24 protein-coding genes are annotated in these 22,246 nt (G+C 49.6%); 1 reads left to right on the top strand and 23 read right to left on the bottom strand.

The window, feature by feature from the left end; translation table 11 throughout:
- Positions 1-15: 15 nt before the first annotated feature.
- The 11 genes from EJL91_RS01900 to EJL91_RS01850 all read right to left on the bottom strand — a co-directional run bounded on the left by EJL91_RS01900 (position 16) and on the right by EJL91_RS01850 (position 12,699).
- Positions 16-1,770 (bottom strand): phage tail sheath family protein, encoded by a 1,755-nt coding sequence (locus EJL91_RS01900; protein ID WP_125140269.1) that lies wholly within the window; start codon positions 1,768-1,770, stop codon positions 16-18.
- A gap of 307 nt (positions 1,771-2,077) precedes the next feature.
- Complete coding sequence (gene pepT, locus EJL91_RS01895) at positions 2,078-3,310, bottom strand: peptidase T (RefSeq protein ID WP_125140268.1); 1,233 nt, start codon at positions 3,308-3,310, stop codon at positions 2,078-2,080.
- Positions 3,311-4,133: 823 nt separating this feature from the next.
- Positions 4,134-4,673: a Holliday junction resolvase RecU gene (locus EJL91_RS01890; RefSeq protein WP_125140267.1), complete on the bottom strand. Its 540-nt coding sequence runs from the start codon at positions 4,671-4,673 to the stop codon at positions 4,134-4,136.
- Positions 4,674-4,689: 16 nt separating this feature from the next.
- Positions 4,690-5,664: an RluA family pseudouridine synthase gene (locus tag EJL91_RS01885; RefSeq protein WP_125140266.1), complete on the bottom strand. Its 975-nt coding sequence runs from the start codon at positions 5,662-5,664 to the stop codon at positions 4,690-4,692.
- A 69-nt stretch (positions 5,665-5,733) separates the two neighbouring features.
- Positions 5,734-6,303 (bottom strand): O-linked GlcNAc transferase-like protein, encoded by a 570-nt coding sequence (locus tag EJL91_RS01880; RefSeq protein ID WP_125140265.1) that lies wholly within the window; start codon positions 6,301-6,303, stop codon positions 5,734-5,736.
- Positions 6,290-7,099: an SDR family NAD(P)-dependent oxidoreductase gene (locus EJL91_RS01875; protein ID WP_125140264.1), complete on the bottom strand. Its 810-nt coding sequence runs from the start codon at positions 7,097-7,099 to the stop codon at positions 6,290-6,292. The genes EJL91_RS01880 and EJL91_RS01875 overlap by 14 nt, the downstream gene beginning before the upstream one ends.
- Before the next feature lie 6 nt (positions 7,100-7,105).
- On the bottom strand, positions 7,106-9,013 hold the full coding sequence (locus tag EJL91_RS01870) for a YgiQ family radical SAM protein (protein WP_125140263.1): 1,908 nt from the start codon (positions 9,011-9,013) through the stop codon (positions 7,106-7,108).
- A 14-nt stretch (positions 9,014-9,027) separates the two neighbouring features.
- Positions 9,028-9,705 (bottom strand): HAD family hydrolase, encoded by a 678-nt coding sequence (locus EJL91_RS01865; RefSeq protein WP_125140262.1) that lies wholly within the window; start codon positions 9,703-9,705, stop codon positions 9,028-9,030.
- Positions 9,706-9,740: 35 nt separating this feature from the next.
- Positions 9,741-10,475: a pseudouridine synthase gene (locus EJL91_RS01860; RefSeq protein ID WP_125140261.1), complete on the bottom strand. Its 735-nt coding sequence runs from the start codon at positions 10,473-10,475 to the stop codon at positions 9,741-9,743.
- Entirely contained in the window at positions 10,475-11,872 is a 1,398-nt protein-coding gene (locus EJL91_RS01855) for an RsmB/NOP family class I SAM-dependent RNA methyltransferase (RefSeq protein ID WP_125140260.1), read from the bottom strand. Before EJL91_RS01855 ends, EJL91_RS01860 begins: the two co-directional genes overlap by 1 nt.
- A gap of 23 nt (positions 11,873-11,895) precedes the next feature.
- Positions 11,896-12,699: a M23 family metallopeptidase gene (locus EJL91_RS01850; RefSeq protein WP_125140259.1), complete on the bottom strand. Its 804-nt coding sequence runs from the start codon at positions 12,697-12,699 to the stop codon at positions 11,896-11,898.
- Here EJL91_RS01850 and EJL91_RS01845 point away from each other — a divergent pair.
- Positions 12,692-13,705, top strand: a complete 1,014-nt coding sequence (locus tag EJL91_RS01845) for a nucleoside recognition protein (RefSeq protein ID WP_341466936.1) — start codon at positions 12,692-12,694, stop codon at positions 13,703-13,705. The genes EJL91_RS01850 and EJL91_RS01845 overlap by 8 nt on opposite strands.
- Here EJL91_RS01845 and EJL91_RS01840 read toward each other — a convergent pair.
- The 12 genes from EJL91_RS01840 to rimM all read right to left on the bottom strand — a co-directional run bounded on the left by EJL91_RS01840 (position 13,683) and on the right by rimM (position 22,224).
- Positions 13,683-14,276: a vacuolar family H+-ATPase subunit H gene (locus EJL91_RS01840; RefSeq protein ID WP_125140258.1), complete on the bottom strand. Its 594-nt coding sequence runs from the start codon at positions 14,274-14,276 to the stop codon at positions 13,683-13,685. The genes EJL91_RS01845 and EJL91_RS01840 overlap by 23 nt on opposite strands.
- Before the next feature lie 29 nt (positions 14,277-14,305).
- Positions 14,306-14,791: a pantetheine-phosphate adenylyltransferase gene (gene coaD, locus EJL91_RS01835; RefSeq protein ID WP_125140257.1), complete on the bottom strand. Its 486-nt coding sequence runs from the start codon at positions 14,789-14,791 to the stop codon at positions 14,306-14,308.
- A 2-nt stretch (positions 14,792-14,793) separates the two neighbouring features.
- Positions 14,794-15,318: a 16S rRNA (guanine(966)-N(2))-methyltransferase RsmD gene (gene rsmD, locus EJL91_RS01830; protein ID WP_479723350.1), complete on the bottom strand. Its 525-nt coding sequence runs from the start codon at positions 15,316-15,318 to the stop codon at positions 14,794-14,796.
- A 221-nt stretch (positions 15,319-15,539) separates the two neighbouring features.
- Positions 15,540-15,740 (bottom strand): small, acid-soluble spore protein, alpha/beta type, encoded by a 201-nt coding sequence (locus EJL91_RS01825; RefSeq protein ID WP_125140255.1) that lies wholly within the window; start codon positions 15,738-15,740, stop codon positions 15,540-15,542.
- A 256-nt stretch (positions 15,741-15,996) separates the two neighbouring features.
- Positions 15,997-16,854, bottom strand: a complete 858-nt coding sequence (gene pgeF, locus EJL91_RS01820; RefSeq protein ID WP_125140254.1) for a peptidoglycan editing factor PgeF — start codon at positions 16,852-16,854, stop codon at positions 15,997-15,999.
- Positions 16,855-16,881: 27 nt separating this feature from the next.
- A complete protein-coding gene (locus EJL91_RS01815) occupies positions 16,882-17,241 on the bottom strand; it encodes a YraN family protein (RefSeq protein ID WP_125140253.1) in 360 nt (119 codons plus the stop codon).
- Between the two features lie 15 nt (positions 17,242-17,256).
- Positions 17,257-17,904, bottom strand: a complete 648-nt coding sequence (locus EJL91_RS01810; RefSeq protein ID WP_125140252.1) for a ribonuclease HII — start codon at positions 17,902-17,904, stop codon at positions 17,257-17,259.
- Between the two features lie 57 nt (positions 17,905-17,961).
- Entirely contained in the window at positions 17,962-18,822 is an 861-nt protein-coding gene (gene ylqF, locus EJL91_RS01805; protein WP_125140251.1) for a ribosome biogenesis GTPase YlqF, read from the bottom strand.
- A gap of 14 nt (positions 18,823-18,836) precedes the next feature.
- Positions 18,837-19,385 (bottom strand): signal peptidase I, encoded by a 549-nt coding sequence (lepB, locus tag EJL91_RS01800; protein ID WP_125140250.1) that lies wholly within the window; start codon positions 19,383-19,385, stop codon positions 18,837-18,839.
- An 87-nt stretch (positions 19,386-19,472) separates the two neighbouring features.
- Positions 19,473-19,820: a 50S ribosomal protein L19 gene (gene rplS / locus EJL91_RS01795; RefSeq protein ID WP_125140249.1), complete on the bottom strand. Its 348-nt coding sequence runs from the start codon at positions 19,818-19,820 to the stop codon at positions 19,473-19,475.
- Between the two features lie 1,126 nt (positions 19,821-20,946).
- Positions 20,947-21,681, bottom strand: coding sequence for a tRNA (guanosine(37)-N1)-methyltransferase TrmD (gene trmD, locus EJL91_RS01790; RefSeq protein ID WP_125140248.1), 735 nt, complete (start codon positions 21,679-21,681; stop codon positions 20,947-20,949).
- 30 nt (positions 21,682-21,711) lie between these two features.
- A complete protein-coding gene (gene rimM, locus EJL91_RS01785; protein ID WP_125140978.1) occupies positions 21,712-22,224 on the bottom strand; it encodes a ribosome maturation factor RimM in 513 nt (170 codons plus the stop codon).
- Positions 22,225-22,246 lie beyond the last annotated feature (22 nt).

The raw sequence follows: 22,246 nt of genomic DNA, 5'->3' as shown, positions 1-22,246 counted from the left end.
AAAATTTTTGCACTTTCAACGATCCACTGCCTCCTGCTGCTGGGAATCGCCCGTCTTCTGGGTAATTTTGAAAATTACAAATTCAGCAGGTTTGACAGGAGCAGCTCCGATCACGCAAATCAGCCTTCCATTGTCAATATCATCCTGAGTCATTGTACTTTTTCCTACGTTGACAAAAAATGCCTCATCAGGTGAAGAGCCCGCAAGGGCTCCGTTTCTCCAGAGGCTGGTGAGGAAAACCTCAATGGTTCTCTGGACCCTGCTCCAAAGCAGCTCATCGTTCGGCTCGAATACCACCCAATTGGTATTGGCTTTTATGGATTCCTTTATATAAATAAAGAGGCGCCTTACATTGATATATTTCCAGCTTCCGTCACTGCCGGCCGTCCTGGCCCCCCAGACACGGATCCCCTGTCCCGGGAACGCCCTGATTAAGTTTACTCCCACGGGATTCAGAAGATCCTGCTCCCCCTTATTAAACTGTACATCCAGTCCCACACAGGCTCTGACCACCTCATTGGCCGGCGCTTTGTGGACGCCTCTTGTTTTATCGCTTCTGGCATAGATTCCAATCACAGAACCCGAGGGCGGTATCTGGATATTTCTCTTGTCCCGCGGATCAAAAACAGTCAGCCACGGATGGTAAAGGGCCGCGTAGGTCGAATCGAAAATATCCCGGTGGCTCCGGATATCCTGTACCTTTCTGGCACCCTGGGGGATATCCAGGACGGCAAAACGGCTGGTCAGATTCTCACAGTGGGCCACAAGGGAAAGCTGCACATTGGGATCGGTTACTCCCGGAACCGCCATGACGGATACAACATCATTGTCAAGAAATGCCTGTATTCCGGTTCTCTTTCCAGTACCTTTATCCACACCTATAAAGTCGCCTGCCGTCATCCCAAGGGTATTCCCGTTACTTCCACCGGAAAAGCCGACGGACACCTTGGCCGCCTGCCCTCCCAGAAGACATTCAAAGGGAGTTTTTATCTCTTTTTCCTCTTTCCCTGCATATGTAACGGCCACTAGTTCGGATTTAGCCATCTTGTTTTCCACAAAATTCGGCGCCTCAGTATTAAAAGAGAGGTAATCAAAGCTTTCCACCTCATCCTCATAGCGGACTTCCATGGAAAATTCGCAGGTAGAAATGATTTTGCCGGGAAGGAGCCCTTTGTCCACCACGTCTGCCTCAAACTCTTTCTCAAAAATCAAAACGTTATCCTGGCTTTTAACGATCCGATTCAGCACCGTCTCTGTCCCGTCGCTAAACGCTACGATATCTCCTTTCATAAAGCCGGCTCCACTCTTGACGGAATAGCCTTTACCGGATCCTGTCTCAAGCACCTCTAAAATCTGGGTTTTAGCCTTACTGGATGGAGATATGACCGCCCTTAAGCCGTTGCCCCACAGCCCCGGGGTTTTGGCTTTCAGCGATAAGACAGGCGCATCTCCCATCGGAACAGCTCCTTCGGCGCAGGCCGCATCCTGCGGCGCCACCCTCATCACAAAACAGCGCTCCCCGCCGTTAATAAAAAAATGTTCCACAGCGTAAGCAAGAAATCTGAAGTTTCCGAACTCATTCGCCGAGAGATAACCTCCGTAATTTCTCCTGAAATCTGAAAAATTCGTTATCATCTGGGGAAAACCTTCCACCGGCCCTCTCTCAGCCGCACCGATAAAACCGGCCGTGCTGGTTCCAATGCCTTCCATTGGTCTTCCACCGGAATCAAATTCCTCTACATAGACTCCTGGTGATAAATATTCTGCCATATCCTTCTCCTTTCATTTTCTTTCTGCCTGCAACTATCCGCCTCTTTCACAAGGATTGTGTCATCAATGAAAGGCCGCCCTTTTATAGTTTCTGCCAGCCTCCCCCTGTTTCTTCAGCTCACTCATCTGTCATATTATTCCATTATATCTTTTTGCTGTATCACCGGCAAGTCTTTTACCCGAAGCCGCCTGTCCGGATAGTAAAAAAACACTCTGCATCCCAAGCCGGTGCAGAGTGTTTTTTACCTTTTAATCTGTATTTAACTACAAAGTGCTGTCGCCATATACCTGGAAATAAAAACTTTTCCTATTCCCCAAGCGCCTCAAATTTATTTACAATCGTCAGCAGCAGATCCACCACTTTATCCATGGACTGGACCGGTATAAACTCATATCTTCCATGGAAGTTGTAGCCGCCCGTGCAGAGATTCGGGCATGGAAGTCCCATATAGGACAGCCTTGCTCCGTCCGTGCCTCCGCGGATCGCAGAGATCTCCGGAGTGATGCCGTTCTCTTCCATGGCTTCTTTCGCAATGTCGATCAGATATTTGTAAGGCTCGATCTTTTCCTTCATGTTATAGTAGGAATCCTTTATCTTGACCTCAACGGTTCCCTCGCCGTATTTTTTATTCAGGTAGTCTGCAGCCGCGGCAAATAATGCCTTTTTCTGCTCAAACTTCTGCATATCGTGATCGCGGATCAGATAATCCATTTTGGCATTCTCCACATCTCCGGCAAACTGGTCGAGATGGAAAAATCCCTCATATCCCTCCGTGTACATCGGATTCTCAAATACAGGAAGCAGGTTCTGGAATTCCATTCCGATTAAAACGGCGCTCTTCATCATGTTCTTGGCTCCGCCCGGATGGATTCCCACACCGTGCACATAGACTCTGCCGGATGCCGCGTTGAAGTTTTCGTACTCCAGCTCCCCTAAAGGACCTCCGTCCACCGTGTAAGCCACATCCGCCTTAAAACCTTCCACATCAAAGAAATCAGCGCCTCTGCCAACCTCCTCGTCCGGAGTAAAACCAATCTGGATTGTGCCGTGGGGCACTTCGGGATGTTCTAAAAGCCATGCGGCCATTGTCATAATCTCGGCTACTCCCGCCTTGTCGTCACCGCCAAGCAGCGTTGTTCCGTCGGTCACAATCAGGTCTTTCCCTTCACAGTCCACCAGGAACGGGAAATCCTTCACTCTCATGACAATATTCTTCTCCTCATTCAGGACAATGTCACCGCCGCTGTAATTCTCCACGATTCTGGCCTTCACATCCTTGCCAGACAGGGCCGGAGAAGTATCCATGTGGGCGACAAAACCCAGAGAAGGCACTTTCTTTTCCGTAGTTGCCTCGATTGTCGCATAGACATAGCCGTTCTCACTCAAACGGACATTGGATGCTCCCATCTCTTCCAGTTCCCTGACCAGTTCTTTTGCCAGCACAAGTTGTTTTTCCGTGCTCGGAACCTGCTCCATCTCATCTTTTGACTGAGTGTCAAAGGAGACGTACTTCAATAAACGATCTGCTGCTTTGCTCATACCTTCACCTCATAGTTTTTATTTAAAGAAATTCCATATATTACGGTTATCGCTGCAATTTGCTTTCCCGCTGTAAACACGGTCCGCGAATGGCAGCTCATGTCCACACACATCAGATATTATACTACATATTTCTTCAGGAAAAAAGGGATATTGGGGATTTAGTTGAAATGCGAGGACGCCTCTGTAAGACGGCGGACGGGGTGGTGGGTGGTTGTATATGAGTCTTCAGTCCCGGTATATAGATTGTGGTGAGGGGGAATCCGGAGAAAAAAATTCCTTCGGGGACTCGCTCCCGCTTGTGAAGCGCACAGCGGATGCTAGGCTCGAAAGGACCTCGCCAAGCACCGGCGGGCTTCAAGGTCACCCTTCGGAAAGTTTTTCTCCTCCTTCCCCGGGCAGGTTATCGACGGGACTGAAGACTCAGCGAAGGGTATTGCCCCGTCCGCCGGCTTCAGGGGCTGATTGTCTCTTTTATCAAGTGCGGGGGAGGTATTGTCGCGGCCGATACGTAGTCGTGAACCTTTTACCTTTTCAACGGCCGCAGGCTTGGGTTCGGGATGGCGAAAACCTACGTGTCTTCAGTCCCGTCGACAACCTGCCCGGGGAAGGAAGGAGAAAACTTTCTGAAGGGGACATTGGAATCCGCCGGTGCTTGATGAGGTATTACCGAATCTAGCACCCGTTGCGCATTCCACAAGCGAGAGCGAGTCCCCGTAGGAATTTTTTCTCCTGGATTCCCCTCGCCACACTCTGCAAACCGGGACTGAAGAATCATAACTCCCTCTCACCATCCCGCCCCCCGGCCATCCCGGCGGCGTTCTCATTCCTCGTCTCTCATCTCTAAATCCCTCTGAAGCGGCTCCAGATAATGGACGTAAATATCGCGGTAACTCCTGATTTTCCAGGATTTATCCAGTTCGTCATATGTAAAGCTCTTTCTTCCGCCCTCCTGCATCCTGATCCAGAACCGGTTCAGTTCTTCGAAAGGCACGTAATACATCTCATCCTTTGCGGTAAAATATAGGATGATAAAGGCGACGCCGCCCTGTTCTTCAAATTCTTTCATGAAGGCAACCTGATGGGCATGGACGTTCTGAAGGGGAAATGTCGGCGCAGCGCATTCCTTGGCGTCAAAACAGACCGGCACGCCCTGGACTGCGCCGATATAATCCACGGTACTCTTCTGGTCAAAATAAGCCATTGTAATATGACGGCTTTCCTTGTCGATGCTGACCGGCGTGATTGGGGTCGGTATCTTCTGAATCAGCGCCAGCCTCTTTTCCCGGTAACTGTCGTTTGTATGATTGATGAGATCCTCCAGCGTCGATCCGCGGAGGCCTCTTGTATTCCAGGTTCCCATTCGTGATATTCTCCTGCTATTGCTTTTTCTCCATCTCCGCCGTCATCGCGTCAAACTCTGCGGGCGGTTTTGCCGTAAATTCCCGGCCGCTTAAGCCGGACAGCGGCTCCTCCATCCGGGACGGCATTACGAGCCTCCAGGCATGGAGCATCTGGGATTTAACCCCGTATTTTTCCTTCACTGCGGCATTGAGCCTCGGATCTCCGTATTTGTAATCTCCGGCGATAGGATGGCCGATGGAGGCCAGATGCGCCCTGATCTGGTGGGAGCGCCCCGTGATCAGTTTCACCTCTAAAAGTGTATGTTTACCGTCGCTTAAAAGGGGCCGGTACAGCGTCCTGATGGGCAGCGCATCCTTCTCTTCGTGTTTCAAAACCTTCACCTGGTTGGTCTTTTCATCTTTTTTCAGGAAACCGGAGATTTCCTTCGTCCCGTCCACTTTTCCCTTTACGATACAGAGATAGTATTTCCCAATAGTCCTCTCCTTGATAGCCTTTGACATGATTTGCAGGCCGGGAAGTGACTTGCCCGCTATGACAATGCCGCTGGTATTACGGTCCAGCCGGTTGCAGACGGATGGGCGGAACTGGCGCATCTCCTCCCCGGTAAGCTGTCCGCTGTCCAAAAGGTAATCAATCAGGTATTCCACCAGGGATTCGTCGCTGTCCTTCGCTTTCTGGGACAGCATGCCGGACGGTTTGTTGATCAGGATAATATCATTGTCCTCGTAGACCACGTTAAGCTTCGTCTTCTTCACCTTCTGAATTTTTACTTCGGAAAATTTTTCGATGGTCTCGTCGGAAAGGAAGAGCTTCACCTCGTCGCCCTCGGATAACTTCTCGGAGCCATCGCATTTTTTGCCGTTTAAGGTGATGTTCTTCTTTCTCAGCATCTTGTAGATAAAACTTTTTCCCGCCAGATTCAGGTACTTGGCCAGTAATTTATCGAGCCTCTGACCGGCTTCGTTTTTTGTTATTTTTACGACCTGCATCCTCTTTATTTCCCCGTTTCGTTTCTTCTAACCTTTACTGTCCGCTTATGTATTTCCCGCCGCCGTTTTCTACATGCACAGGCTCTTCATTGTATTTACAGCGTACTCCACACTTCCGTCATCCTCGTACTCGGAGGCCGGTTTCAGGCTCTTAAGCCGTTTATCAAATGTGCTCAGTTCCTTGGTGATTTTCATATTCGGATCCAGCCTCTGGGACACCAGGATATCATTTAACGATTTCTCGGCCTCCTGGATATTCACCTTCGGATTGATGCAGTAGGCGTAAATGCCGGTTGGATGGACCGCTATGGCGTCCATCGGCAGCACATAGTCCTTCGTTGTCAGCACCATGTCGTAGAGCATCGGAAATTTCACTTCATATGCCGAATATTTATCATAAAATTCCTTAGACGGCGTTTTGTACCTGATAATCGCCACCAGCGGTGAAGCCAGGTTCGCGGCCGGAAGCACTGTGACGACGGCCATGACGGTCAGAATATTCTTAACCGCCTGGCTGTCCGTAAAATAACGGGCCGCAAGCTGAGCAATAATAAACGCGGCCAGAATCGATATCAGGAAAATATGCTTTCTCTTAAAACTGGTACGGTAGCCGTACTCCCCTTTTTTACTTTTCTTCACTTTCGTTCTCCTCTTCCGGTTTTACCACCTGCTTTGGTGAAATGCATGACATGATTTTAAGAATCAGACTGTGCGGCGCCACCTTGCACATCAGCCGGAAGCCTTTCATCATAATTCCGTATACGGAGACCGGCTTTCCCATCAGGCTGTCGCGCACCGCCAGCTTCACCACTTTGACCGGATCCGCCATAGTCAGGCGCTTGTAGAGCGGAATCCGTCCCGTTGTCTCCGCTATGTCGAAAAACTCGGTTTTCACAGGTCCCGGGCATACCGCCGTGACATAGATGCCGCGTTTTTTAAGCTCCTCACCGAGAGCGCGGCTGTAACTCAGAACAAACGCCTTGGTCGCCGCATAGACGGCAAAGCCGGGCTGCGGCAGGAAGGACGCCGAGGACGCATATTGAATGATGCGGCTGTTCTTGCTCATATAAGGCAGAACCATATGGGTGACGGCGCAGAGCGCCTCGCAATTTAAACGCACCATTCCCGTCTCCTCATTTAAAGCGACGCTTCCGACTCTGCCAATCTTTCCATAACCCGAAGCGTTCACCAGAATCTTCACATCCGGCTGCTCCTTCTTAAGCGCCTCGGAAAGCTCGGAAAGCTGGACCCCATCCGTGAGATCAATCGCAAATTTCTTAACCGGGACCGGAAGCTGCTTTTCCAGTTCCGTAAGACGGTCCATTCTCCTGGCAACCAGCCATATTTCTCCAAAACCGGCAAAGCGGTCCGCCAGCTGTACCGCCGTCTCCCGGCCCATACCCGAGGAGGCTCCCGTTACTATTGCTATTTTCATTCAGTATCACCTTCCTGATTTTTTATGCACATTCCTGATGGTCTTTTTTTTGACCGGCCTGGAGGATTTTCCATCCGGCTTCCCATCTTCTTTTTTCCTGGCGTAATTCTGATACCCTGTCTGTCTCGGCCGGATCAGGCATTTTTTATCAAAACCGATGAGATCGGTCCTTCCGGCTGCCTTGAGAGCCTCCATGACCAGTTCATAGTTCTTGGGATTCCTGTACTGGATCAGCGCCCTCTGCATTGCTTTCTCATGAGGGTTGGTCGGCACATAGACCTTTTCCATTGTCCTCGGATCGTATCCTGTATAGTACATACAGGTGGAAAGCGTGGATGGAGTCGGATAGAAATCCTGCACCTGTTCCGGCATATAACCCAGATCCCTCAGATATTCCGCCAGCTCCACCGCCTCCGTAAGCGTCGACCCCGGATGGGAAGACATCAGATAAGGGACGAGAAACTGTTTCATCCCCAGCTTCTCATTCATCCTCGCATACTCCTTCATAAACTGGCGGTATACACTGTTCTCCGGTTTCCCCATCCTCTTTAACACGTTGTCGGAAATATGCTCCGGTGCCACTTTCAGCTGGCCGCTGACGTGGTACTTACACAGCTCCCTTAAAAAAGCATGTCCCGGATCCGCCAGCAGATAATCGAATCGGATGCCCGAACGGATAAATACTTTTTTTACCTTTGGGATATCCCGGAGCTTCCTGAGCAGCGCAATATAATCGCTGTGATCGGCATTTAAATTTTTACACGGCTTTGGGAACAGGCACTGTTTATTCGGGCAGACACCCGCTTTCATCTGTTTTTCACAGGACGGATGCCTGAAATTGGCCGTCGGTCCGCCCACGTCATGGATATACCCCTTAAAGTCGGGTTCCTGCGTCAGAAGCTTTGCCTCCTCCACAATCGATTCATGGCTCCTCGTCTGCACAATCCTTCCCTGATGGAAGGTCAGGGCGCAGAAGCTGCACCCGCCGAAACATCCGCGGTTGCTGATCAGGCTGAACTTCACCTCGGTGATGGCCGGGATACCTCCCGCCGCCTCATAGGACGGATGGTAATTTCTCATATAAGGCAGGGCATAAACGTCGTCCATCTCCTCTTCACTGAGCGGTTTCGAGGCCGGATTCTGGATCACGAAGAGACGCTCCCCATACGGCTCCACCAGCCGTTTTCCGGAAAAGGGATCCGTATTGCAGTACTGTGTATAAAAACTTTTCGCGTATTCTTTTTTATCCGCCGTCAGTTCTTTATAGGAGGGGAGTGTCACCTCATCGTATACCGATGCCAGTGAATCGGCCTTATAGACCGTTCCGTCGATAAACGTAATATCTTTAATATCAATTCCGCTGTTAAGCGCATCGGCAATCTCGACAATGGAGCGTTCCCCCATCCCGTAGGAAAGCAGATCGGCCTGGGAATCCAGCAGAATCGACCGTTTCATTTTCCCCGACCAGTAATCATAGTGGGCCAGCCGCCTTAAGCTGGCCTCAATTCCGCCGATGATAATCGGTTTCTTTGAGATGGAGCGTATCAGGTTGCAGTAGACAACCGTAGCGTAATCGGGCCTTTTTCCCATCACGCCGCCGGGAGTGTAGGAATCCTTTGCGCGTCTTTTCTTGGAAACGGAATAATGGTTCACCATGGAATCCATATTGCCGGCCGAAACAATGTATCCCAGCCTCGGCTCTCCCAGAATCCTGACACTGTCTGCGTCCTTCCAGTCCGGCTGGGCAATAATTCCCACCCTGTAACCGTGTGATTCCAGGATACGGCTGATAATGGCATGGCCAAAGGACGGGTGATCCACGTAGGCGTCACCCGTCACATAGATAAAATCGCACTCTTCCCAGCCGCGTTTTTCCATATCTGCCTTTGAAATCGGTAAGTAATCATGTATCATCACATTTTCTCCAATTATCTGTCTGCCTGTGTTTTAAAGGTTTCTTTCATAAGCAGTTCATCATAGTCTTTTATGTAATAGTCCGCCATGGACTGTTTTTCCCTGGTTAAGTCGAGTGAAAATTCATCCTCCACCGCGCAGACTGTCATCCCGGCCCTCTTGCCCGCCAGAATTCCGGCCGGAATATCCTCAAATACGAGGCACTGCAGGGGATTTACCTTCAGGGTTTCTGAAACTTTCAGGTAAATGTCGGGCGCGGGTTTTCCGGCGGCAACCTCGCAGGCCGTCGTCACCACGTCAAAATATGGCTCCACTTTTAAAGAACCAAGCACCGCGTCCACCATGTCCCGTCCGTTGCTGGTAGCGATTCCCAGCTTGAAACCGCGTCCGCGCAGTTCCTTCAGAAACGCCTCTGCCCCCGGTTTAAGCGGCACTTCATGGCGGTATTTGTCTATGGACATCTTAACCCAGATATCCTTAATCTCATCGAGCTCCATCGGCAGTTTAAAGCGCTCCTTAAAATAAGCGGCCGTCTCCAAAAAACTCATCCCTTCGATGGCTCTCTGCAGATCGTCGGGGCAGCCATAACCGAAACGCCCCAGAAACTCGATGTCGATCGCCTTCCACATCCACATGGAATCCACCAGCGTCCCATCTAAATCAAATATTGCCGCTTTTTTTCCTTCTAACATCTGTATCCAGCTCCTTTTCGTTCTTTCTCCGCCGCTCAGCTCTTTCTAAGCGCCTTTAATTCCTCTGCGGTCAACGGACGGCTTTCCCCCGGTTCCAGTAAAGGATCCAGCATAAGCGGTCCCATGGAAAGGCGTTTCAAAAAGACAACCTGTCCTCCGGCTGCCTCAAACATTCTTTTAACCTGATGAAACTTTCCCTCGTGGATCGTGAGCCTGGCCTCACAGACTGGTTCCCCGTCCTCTTCATAAGAAGATTCTATCAGAAGTTCTGCCGGAAGTACAGTGGTTTGGTCTGCCAGCGTAATTCCCTTCGCGAAGGCCTCTGTAACGTCTTCCCTCAGTTTTCCCTTAACCTTTGCAAAATAAACCTTGTCCACATGCTTTTTCGGTGACAGGAGTTCGTGGGCCAGTTTACCGTCATTTGTAATCAGCAGAAGTCCCTCCGTATCAATATCCAGCCGTCCGACCGGAAAGAGATCCTTCCTCTTCGCATCCCCAATCAGGGAAATAACGGTGGGATGCAGGTTGTCCTCGGTCGCGGATACGACGCCCTGGGGTTTATTAAGCATAAAATATTCGACGGAAGAGAAAGCCACTTCCTCCCCGTCCATACAAACGGTCACGGCAGCCGGGTCAAATTTATAATCGGATTCCCGGCAGACTGCGCCGTCCACCAGCACGCGCCCCTTGCGGATTGCCTCCTTCACCTGGCTTCTCGTCCCTTTTTTCATCTCCGCCAGAAATTTGTCAAGCCTGATTGTCCCGGCCATCACTGCCACCTCCATCCAGGATAATATTTATTCTTTAGAATGCCGCCCTGGCGTTTGGCAAAACCCAGAGGCCAGCCGTCCACACAGACCAGGCACCAGCCCTTTCCGTCCGCGGCCTCATCCTCTGAAAGCTGAACCGTCTCTCCCTTCAGATAGCGGATTACCCGCTCATCCTCTGCACTCATATTAAAACTGTCCTGAAACTGCTCTGCCTTCAGGAACATGGCAAGCGCCTGGGACGGTTCAAAACGGCCTTTTTTCAGTTCACCGAGCAGAAGGCCTGTCCTCAGATAGCGGACATTCTTTAAATACGCCTTTCCTTTCCCCGAAAATGGCTCCGGCAGATAATATACCGTATCGCCGACCTGATACAGGCGTTCCGGTTCCCAATCCGCCTTTGTCATACAGAGAAAGTCACGGACCGGCTCCAGCTCTTTCGGCCAGCTTTTTCCTCCAGGAGCAGATATTTTTTCCGTTTGTCCGGCGCCGGCCGGCCAGTCTTCTTCCCCATCCTTCTTAAGCAGGGCGATAAAATGGCCTTCCCCGCGTATTTTGTGGGGAAACAGCCTTACACACTCCGGAAGTCCGAAGCCCGGCGCAAATCCTTCCCGCTTTTCAAGCGGCACCGGATGCATATCTCCGTGTTCACTCAACAGTCGCCGGATGGTTCCCTCATTTTCCTTCTCATCAAAGGTACAGGTTGAGTAAAGGAGCATCCCGCCGGGACGCAGCATCTTTACAGCCTCCGTGACAATTCCATACTGAATTTCACTGTAATAATCAGGCCCTTTTTCTCTGTAGCTCTTAACCATATCGCTGTCACGCCGGAACATTCCCTCGCCGGAACAGGGGGCGTCGATCAGAATCTTATCGAAAAATCCCCCAAACCGCAGGGAAAGTTTCTCCGGCGTCTCGCTGGAGACACAAATATTCCCGGCGCCAAACAGTTCCAGGTTCTTGAGCAGCGCCTTTGCCCTGGAATTGCTGATATCATTGGAAAAAAGAAGGCCCCGGCCCATCAGCTTTGCGGCCAGTTCCGTGCTCTTTCCCCCGGGAGCCGCGCAGAGATCCAGGACGCGGTCCCCCGGTGTGACCGGCAGAAGTGACGCCGGTGTCATGGCGCTCGGTTCCTGCAGATAATAAAGACCGGCATAGTACCACGGATGTCTGGCCGGCTTTAACTCCTTATTATAGTAGAAACCGTTGTCGATCCAGGGAACCGGCAAAAGCTCCCAGCCGCTGGCCTCGGCAAATTTTCCTGCCGTACATTTCAGCCGGTTCACTCTCAGGCCATAGTGGGGAGGCTCCGAAAAACAGGCCAGATAATCCTCAAATTCATCTTTTAAAAGGCCTCTCATCTTTTCCAGAAAATCAGCCGGAAGTTCTCTGTAGTCCAATTTGCAATCTCCTTTATTCACTGTCAGTAATTATATTTCAATCGGTTCTTTTCCAGATATTTTAAAATCCAGTACGGATTTACGCTCATCTCTTCATAATGATCGGTTCGGATATAGATTCCCAGATGCAGATGCACGGCAAAATTGCCCACCGTGTTCTCCTGTTTTCCATAGCCGGAGTCGCCCATATAGCCGAGCAGCTCTCCCGCCCTCACCTTATCTCCCACCTTTAAATCTCCCGCATAGGAGTAGAGATGGGCATAGTAAATGTAAGCTCCTGACGGCGTCCTCACTCCGATGCGCCAGCCTCCCTGTTCCAGCCAGCCTATCTTTTCCACCGTGCCGTCGCTGACGCTTATGACGGGGTAAAAACCGCGTTCCCGCTCCGTGCCCATAATATCGCAGCCCTCATGCCCCCTCTCTCCGCCATAGGTACGCTTCTGCTTCCAGCTGTCCTCATAGACGGGAAAAGGAGTTCCGGCCCTTGTACTCTCCGGGATGGGAAAATATTTTAAGTCTTTCAGTATCACCTCGTATGCGCCCGCCAGCTTCTTATACGCGGCCGGCTTCTGCATCAGAGCCATGCTGTTATGATACGTCAAATCCTTACAGTCTGTCAAATCAAATTCATGTTCCAGCATCAGGGATGCTATCTGATCGTAATCCGGGCTTTCCTGCCCGGCAATGGCCGCTCCCAGCTTCATGCTCCGAAAATCGTCGCTCTCCCAGGTATAAGCATTCAATTGGTAAAAGCCGGGGTTCTGCCCCAGCCAGTGAAACATAGTCGTGTTAAAGACGGATAACAGAATGAGAAATATAATGAACATAAGAGAATCGCTTCCGGACATATATTATATAAAACATTCTATTCGGACTCTTATGAAAAAATCCATCCTGCCGGCCATCCCGGTCCTGATCCTGATTTTCCTGCTGATGCATCCGGCCCAGTCCTTTGAGGGAGCTAAGTCCGGCCTGCTGCTGTGGTTTAACGTGGTGCTCCCGACGCTGCTTCCTTTTATGCTGTGTTCCAGCCTGCTCGTGGCCTGGGGAGGCGTGCCTCTCATCACCCGGCCCTTTTCCCCTCTTTTTAAGCTGCTTCACCTGTCGGACGGCGGAAGCTATGCCCTGATGGCAGGGCTTCTCTGCGGCTACCCGATGGGGGCCAAGACAACTGCCGATTTCCTGAGGGAAGGAAAAATCACGGCAAATGAGGGAAAGCGGCTGCTTGCCATCGCAGGCTGCCCCAGCCCGATGTTCGTAGCCGGATACGTCCATTCCCATCTGGACGGTACCGTCCCGTTTATCTCGGTCGCGGTTTCCCTTTACATACCGGTTATTCTGCTCGGTTTTCTGGTACAGGTTTTCTACAGGGACAAGACAAAAGGGCGGAACATAGCGTCAACCGACTATTCCGTCAAAAGCAGAAGCACCGCCCCGCTGCCTGCGGATATACCTCCCGCCAAATCCCAGCCCTTTGACGAGATTATGATGTCCTCCCTGGAAATTATGGTCAAAATCGGCGGATATATCATGCTGTATTCCATCCTCGCGTGTTTTATCTGCGGCTCCGGCCTGATTCCGGAACCGGTTAAACCGCTCCTGACCGGTTTTGTGGAAATGACGACGGGAATCGACAATGTCTCACGCTCACTGTCCGGCCTTCCTGCGGCGCTGGTGATCCTGTTTTCAGCCGCTTTCGGGGGCCTGTCCGGCGTCTCCCAGACAAATACGGTTATAAAAAATGCCGGACTCTCCATCCGGCATTATATACTATGGAAACTGGTTCACGCCAGTCTCGCATGTTTTATCCTTATTCTGCTGTCATCTCTGTAGCCGCGGCCTCACCGTTGTCATCCGGCTCCCTCACAACGCTGCCTGCCAGTTCGTTGCGGTTGGAGGATACAATGTCGAAGCTGGACTGCATGGAACTCATATAGGCGTCGAATCTGCCCTGTGCGCCCTCCATGGAGTGCTTGATGATCGTCTGAAGGCTGCGAAGCATATCGTCCGTATACTGTACGGAACCCTGGCGGATATTGTTCGCCTCAATAACGGCGCTGTCTACAATCGCCTGAGCCTGTGCGTTCGCCTGTTCGATGATGCTGTTGGCCTCGGAGTAAGCGCGCTGCATAATCTCGTGCTCGTTCACCAGTTCATTCGTCTGGGCCGTTGCCTCCGCCACCATAGCATCGGCCTGGGAGCGTGCTTCCTGGAGAATGGCGTCCTGGTTGCTGATAATCTTCTGGTACTTCTTAATCTCTTCCGGTATCCTTAAGCGGAGCTCCACAAGCAGCTCCTCAATCTCTTCTTTATTAACAAGAATCTTTGCATTGGACAGCGCCTGATACTTACAACTGTCGATATAGTCTTCAATCTCTGTAATGATCTGTTCAATTCTGCTCATAGTCTTTCTCCTTACTTATTTGCTCCCTGTCACTTTTGCACCGCATATTTCTTTCTCACTTCCTCGGCTATCTCGGGAGCCAGAAAAGAAGAGATATCGCCGCCGTACATGGCCACTTCCTTTGCCATGCTGGAGCTTAAATATGCATATTTCAGATTGGTTGTCAGGAACAGTGTGTCTATCTCGGGTGCAATAACCCTGTTCATCTGCGCAAGCTGCAGTTCATACTCAAAATCCGTAATAGCCCTGAGTCCCCTGACGATCACGTTCGCATCATTCCCGCGTACAAAATCAATCAGCAGACCATCGAAAGACTGCACCTCCACATTGCCAAAATGCGAGGTTACATCCCTTAACATCTTAACACGTTCTTCGACAGAAAACAACGGAGATTTTGCACTATTATTCAAAACCCCGACGATGAGTTTATCAAAAATTTTGGAAGAACGCTCAATTATATCAAAATGGCCGAGCGTCACCGGGTCAAAGCTGCCCGGGTAAATGGCTGTTTTCATTTTTAGTTTTCTCCTTTGGTAATGAATAAATGCTTGTTTGTCTTATACTCCTTTTCGCGTACAAGTTCAAAACCAAGCCCAGAAAGATAATCCGTCTCTGTCTCCCTGGATGCTTCCGCAATAATAAGGGTATCCCGGTCAATCAAAGCTGAGTGGGCCAGATATTCAAGCACAGTCTTCTCCAGCAGCTGATTGTATGGCGGATCCATAAAAATGATATTAAACGTAAGCTGCCTGTCCTCCAGACGCTTAAGCGCGGTTATCACATCACAGTCCATCACCATTGCCTTCTCTTCCAGACGGGTAGTCTTAAGATTCTCTCTGATACATTCGATTGCCTTTTTATTATTCTCCACCATAACGGCCAGCCCTGCGCCGCGGCTCAGCGCCTCGATGCCGATTGCTCCGCTTCCGCTGAAGAGATCTAAAAAAGTGCAGCCATAAATATCATTCTGCATCATGTTAAAAAGCGTCTCTTTAATTCTATCTGTGGTAGGCCTGGTATCCTTACCTTCTATTGTTTTCAAAAGCAGCCTCTTGGCGCTTCCCGATATCACTCGCATGGATTCTTTCCCCGAAAATTTTTATCTCATCTATTATAGTATGTAATTGATTTATATACAAGCAGTATTTCCGAATTCAAAGCTATTTCACGCAAAAATACAGGGCAATGGCAGCATCACATCTGCCGCAGCCCTGTACCTTCGCCGAAAAACTCAGGATTTTCCGTTAATGTCAGTTAAATGATTTATTTACCTGCCATCTGTCTTTCCTGTGCTTCGATCATCTTCTTAACCATATATCCGCCTACAGAACCATTCTGTGCAGATGTTAAGTTACCATTGTATCCGTTTGTTAACGGCACACCAATTTCGTTGGCAACCTCCATTTTGAATCTGTTCATTGCTTCCTTAGCTTCTGGTACGTTTGTGTTGTTTGTAGTAGACATAATAAACGCCTCCTTTTCATCTGTTTTTATTTTGCCCATGCAATTGTTTGTGTCTTTCATGGGCTGTTATTTATGCTACACTCCTATTATGGCTCTCAGATGAAATAATACTCTGATATCTTTTGGAACAAATGGGATTTCCTGCCACCTGTCCAATCGGACGTTTATTTCCTACAATTATAATGGTTTTGTTGAGTGGCAATGAAAAGTTCGCGAAGCGTGCTTTTTCGTTGTTTCTGCCTTTTTATTTATAATTTTAAATCTGCTTTTCTTTTAATGAAAGGAATGCGCAGAGATTGCCGCGCCGCTCAGCGCTCCTTCTGTGGGAAAATAAAAGCTCCGGATTGCAGTAAGTGCAGATATTGGTCACCGCCAGATTTTCTTTTTTGATTCCCGCCTCTGTTAAAACAATTTCATTAGCCTTCCAAAGATCGAGCTGGTATTTTCCGTCCGGCTTTTTAAGTAAAATTGCATTATGGTATGTTTCATCAAAAGCGCCGCAAAATTCTTCGGCCACTTCCGCTCCCACCTCATAGCAGTCCTTACAGATGCTCGGTCCGACACAGGCGATGATATCTTCCGGCCGTGAGCCGAATGCCTCTTTCATCGCGTCTGCCGTCACCTGTCCCATCCGTTTCACCGTGCCGCGCCAGCCGGAATGTGACAGGCCAATCGCCCTGTGGACCGGATCCAGAAAATAAAGCGGAACGCAGTCCGCAAAAAATGTAACCAGGGTAATGCCGGGAATATCGGTGATCAGTCCGTCCACATCACGGTAATCACGGTCCCTCACTACGCCTTTCCCCTCATCCTCCGCCGTCACACTCCTTACATTCGTCGTGTGGGTCTGCCAGGTCAGAACCATGCGGTTCATATCCACGCCGAGGGCCGCAGCCATCCTCCTGTAATTTTCGAGCACATCTTCCCGGTTGTCTCCTCTTGTAAAGGAGAAGTTCATTGTTGCGAAATCTCCTTTGCTCACCCCACCCAGTCTGGTGGAAAAAGCCTGGGAAACAAGTCCCGTTTTTTCCAGGATAGGAAATGACAGAAAAGGAACACCCTCCTTTTCTTTAAGCGTCAATATGGTATCCTCTGTCTTTTTCATAAATTCCATTCTTTCAAGTCCTCCTGAACAGAAGCGTCATGGCAGCCAGAATGCGTCCTTAACCACACGCACCTCATCGCCCAAAATCGCCACGACATCAAAACGGCAGGGAATATCCTCCCCGTATCCATGGGTTAAAAGGTAATAACGGGCCGCTCCGGCAATCCTTCGTCTCTTTTTCATGTCCACTGCCTCCGCCGGATCTCCGCTGTACCCTGAGCTTCTGTATTTTACCTCTATAAATACGAGGTATCCGTTATCCTTTGCAATAAGATCAATCTCTCCCGTGCGGCAGCGGTAATTCCGTTCCAGAATTACATAGCCCCGCTCCGTAAGAAAAACAGCCGCCTGTGACTCATGACGGCTGCCTGTCTCTCTGTTATTTTTAGTTCCCATTCATTTTAGTCCCTGTTATTTTAAATCCATCTTCGTTAAAAAACTTCTGCGGTGGATCGGGCAGACGCCGAATTCCCGGATGGCATCCATATGCGCCTTTGTGCCGTATCCCTTGTGCTGTGCAAATCCGTATTCCGGATAAAGCTTGTCATATTCTCCCATCATGCGGTCCCTCGTCACTTTAGCCAGTATGCTGGCCGCTGCGATGGAAACGCTTTTGGCGTCGCCCTTAATAATCTTAACCTGTTTTTTCTCATCAATTCCAGGAATGATGACAGCGTCGTTAAGCAGGATATCCGGCTCCGAGGAAAGGGCGGAAACCGCCTGTCTCATCGCCTCATAGGTTGCCTGGAGAATATTGATCTCATCAATGACTGCCGGGCTCACGACTCCCACTCCGTATGTCACCGCTTTTTCCTGAATCTCCTGGAACAGTTCCTCGCGCCGTTTCTCGGAGAGCTTCTTGGAGTCATTCAGCCAGAGAATGGTGGCATCCTTCGGCAAAACAGCGGCAGCCGCCACAACCGGACCTGCAAGCGGTCCCCTGCCTGCTTCGTCGATTCCGCAGACAATGGAATACCCTTCATATTTGCGCTCATATTCTTTCATCCGTTCCAGGCGCGCAAGCTCCTGCTCCAGCTTCTCACTGCTGATTTTTCTCATCCTTTGTATCTCTCCTGTCTTATCGTTCAGTTCCCTGTCTCTGGTTTCTCTATTTTCTTAATTTTCTTCTTTTTCCTGGTTTTGCGGGAATTCAAGCGTAACCCGTCCCAGTTTCCCGCTTCTGAAATCATCCAGCAGGATGTTGGCCGCCTTCTTCGTATCCAGTTCATTACCCTTTAAAAGACAGGAACGCGCCTTGGCCACCTGTCTGAGGGCCTCATACGGGTCTTCTGCCTCTATTGCGTACCGCTCTTTCAGATTGCCGCCGTAGTACTTCATCAGGAATTTAAGCAGCTCTGCGGCCAGCTCTTCTTTATCGATGATCTCGTCGTTGATGGAACCGATAAAGGCCAGCTTCAGCCCCACATCCTGGTCTTCAAAACGGGGCCAGAGAATTCCCGGGGTATCTAAAAGCTCAAGCGTCTTATTCAGTCGGATCCACTGGTTGCCTTTTGTCACGCCCGGCTTGTTCCCGGTCTTTGTGCACGCTTTTCCTGCAAATGAATTGATAAAGGTGGATTTTCCCACATTCGGGATACCGACTACCATCGTACGGACGGGCCGGTTTAAGATTCCCCTTCTCCTGTCACGCTCGATCTTCTCACGGCAGGCCTCCTGCACCAGCGGCTGGATTTGTTTTAAACCCATTCCGGATCTTGCGTTCACTTTAATGACGTGGAACCCTTTGGCCTGAAACCAGGCCGACCATTTCTCATTATATCTCTCATCTGCCAGATCCGATTTATTCAACAGAATGATTCTGCCTTTTCCTTTTGCCAGTTCATCGATATCGGGATTCCTGCTTCCAAGAGGAACCCTGGCATCCACCAGCTCGATCACCAGATCGATCAGTTTAATATCTTCCTTCATGGCTCTTTTGGCCTTTGTCATATGGCCTGGATACCATTGTATATTCATCTGTGAATCTCCTTTCAGGCGCCGGAGCGTATCAGCCCGATACGGCGCAGCGGACGTATCCGGAACCAGACCTTTCCTCGAATCTGGCTCTTCTTTACATTTCCTACATTGACAAAACGGCTGTCCTCACTGTTTTCCCGGTTATCTCCCAAAAGAAAGTATTCATCCTCCGCAAGTACCACCGGATTCTCCGCAAGGCCTGCAAGCGCAGCCTGTGAAAGTCCGTTTTCCGCCTCTATTTTTTCATCATTAATATAGAGAGAACCGTCCTTAATCTGCACCGTCTCACCGGGCAGGCCGACTACTCTCTTAATATTAAATTTCTTATCTTCCTTTTCAAATACTACGATATCGAACCGCTTGATCTTTCCAAACCTGACGGAAAGCCGGTTCATCAAAACCATCTCATCCTGTGAGAGCACAGGTTCCATGGATTGGCCCGTCACTGTAATCTGCGTCCCCATCGAGAATACAACAAACCAGGCAATAGATATTACGACAACGATATCGACAATCCAGTTAACTATCAGCCGCAGGCGGCTGGGTTCTTCGTCTATATGCATTCTTTTCCCCTAACCTGTCGTTATGAACTGCAATAACCTGTCTGCTAAAAAAGGGACAATTTACATTGTCCCTTTTCATTCCAAGAATTATTTAACTAACTCTTTAACTTTGGCAGCTTTACCAACTCTGTCTCTTAAATAGTTAAGTTTTGCTCTTCTTACTTTACCTCTTCTGATTACTTCAATGTTCTCAACAACAGGAGAATGTAACGGCCATGTCTTCTCTACGCCTACACCGTTGGAATTCTTTCTTACGGTGAAAGTTTCTCTTGAACTGCCGTTCTGTCTCTTGATAACAGTTCCTTCGAAAATCTGAGTTCTCTCACGGTTTCCCTCTTTGATTTTAGCAGATACTCTTACTGTATCTCCTACATTGAAGCTCGGAACAGTTGCTTTCAACTGAGCAGCTTCGATATTCTTGATAATTTCGTTCATCCTAGTGAACCTCCTTTAAAATCTTTGATGTTCTTAATACATTCCGTAACAGAGGACCATCTCTTTATTTCACAGTTTATTATGATACCATATATTGGGGTGGAATGCAAGCGTTTTTTGAAATATGAGAACGCCGCCGGGACGGCCGGGGGGGGATGGTGAGGGGAGGTTATGAGTCTTCAGTCCCGGGTGAAGGTTGCGCGGGGGAATCCGGCAGAAAAGTTCCTGCGGGAAACGCTTGCCTTCGAAGTGCATAACGGTACTAACCTCGAAAAAACCTCGGTAAGTGCCGATGAACTTCAGGTTCCCTCCGGAATCTTTTTCTCCCTCCTTCCCCACGGGAAGGTTATACCCCGGGACTGAAGACGCGAAGGTTTCCGCCATCCCGAATCCCGGCCTGCGGCCGCTGAATTGTTCTCTTCTTTCAAAGGGGAAAAGGGAACTGTCGCTGCCACTACGTTTATTCCAATACCCGGGAAATGACTCCTGCTCATTTTAAATTCTCTGCTTAAACTCTCTATCTGAAAGACAGAATCTTCTTTCAATTCCGCCTTAGACATCTCTTTCATATAATCTGAAATGCCGACAAAACGAAAAATCTCAATCAAAAAAGCTCAATCGCTATTCATGAGTTTACATTCTGCAAAGCATTTCTATACATTTTCACATAAAGATACCTAAATCCAAATCCACCGGCACGAAACAGCGTTTTATTCTGTCACTGCATATCACAAAGCATTCACCATAACAGCCCAGCTCCGTATAAATATCGCCACAACGTAGTGGTCGCGACAATACCTCCTCCCCACTTGACGAAAGAGACAATCAGCCCCTGAAGATGACGGACGGGGCAACAGCCTTGCCTGAGTCTTCAGTCCCGTCGATAACCTGCCCGGGGAAGGAGGAGAAAAACTTTCCGAAGGGAGACCTTGAAGCCCGCCGGTGCTTAGCGAGGTCCCTCACGAGCTTAGCATCCGCTGTGCGCTTCACAAGCGGGAGCGTGTCCCCGCAGGAATTTTTTTCTCCGGATTCCCCCTCACCACAACCTAAACACCGGGACTGAAGACTCATATACACCATCCCACTCCCCCGTCCGCCATCTTACAGAGGCATCCTCGCATCTCAACTAAATCCCCTCTTTAAGCTGCGCCAGATACAACGCCTCCTTCTTGGATAAAACAGCGTCTTCAAGCAGTTCCGGCCTGCGCTCCAGTGTGCGTTCTATGGATTTCCTGCGCCGCCACTCGTCGATGTTTTTATGATGGCCCGACAAGAGCACCTCGGGTACTTTTTTACCCATAAATTCCTCGGGCCTTGTGTACTGCGGGTACTCCAGCAGGTTGTCGTGGAATGATTCAAATTCCGCGGAGACGTCGTTATTCAGCACTCCTGGCACCAGCCTTGAGATGCAGTCTATCATGACCATGGCGGGCAGTTCGCCGCCGGTGAGCACATAATCACCGATGGAGAGATAATCCGTCACGACAAGTTCCAGAACCCGCTCGTCGATTCCCTCATAGTGGCCGCAGAGGAATACAAGCTCGTCCTCCTGCGCCAGCTCCTCGGCAATCTTTTGGTTAAATACCCGGCCCTGGGGTGTCATATAGATTACTCTCGGCCTCTTTCCGATCTTACCGGCCAGATCCTCACAGGCCGCGTAGATCGGTCCTGGCTGCATCACCATTCCCGCTCCTCCGCCGTACGGATAATCGTCCACATGATGATGCTTGTCCGTGGAATAATCACGTATATTGACGGCTTCCACCGATATCAGGCCGTTCTCCATGGCCCTCCCGGTAATGCTGGTGTTAAGCCCTCCCATCACCATCTCGGGAAACAGCGTTAGAATATGAAAATTCATAAAATTATGCTCCTTAAACATATCCAGATATTATAAATCCAGAAGGCCGTCCATAATGTGGACCGTCACCGTTCCCTCATCCAGGTTTACATCCAGAATGCACTCCTTGATGGATGGGAACAGGTATTCCTTCCCGTCATTGCCGTCGATCACATAGACATCATTGGCGCCGGTCTGGAGAATATCCTTTACCGTGCCAAAATCCGCCCCTTCATCTGTGACCACCTTAAGGCCGATTAAATCTATAATGAAATTCTCATCCGGCTCAAGCTTGACCGCCTGATCCCTGGAGACGAGAAGATCTTTTCCCTTATACAGTTCCATATCGCTGATATTGTCATAACCCTTGAATTTGACAATGACCATATTCTTATGGAATTTCACCTGTTCTACTTCCATGGGAATACGTTCTTTTCCCGTATCGAGCAGCACTTCCTTCAGTTTTTTAAATCTGTTTGCGTCATCGGTTGTGGGAAATACCTTTACCTCTCCTTTAATTCCATGAGTCGAGGAGATAACGCCCACCCGCAGAAACTGTTCCATCCTGCTTCCCTGTCCTTTCTGT

This window comes from Clostridium transplantifaecale (genome assembly GCF_900626075.1).
Classification (GTDB): Bacteria; Bacillota; Clostridia; order Lachnospirales; family Lachnospiraceae; genus Otoolea; species Otoolea transplantifaecalis.
The sequence above is the reverse complement of the archived record's forward strand: the minus strand, read 5'-3'. Positions and strand labels throughout refer to the sequence as shown.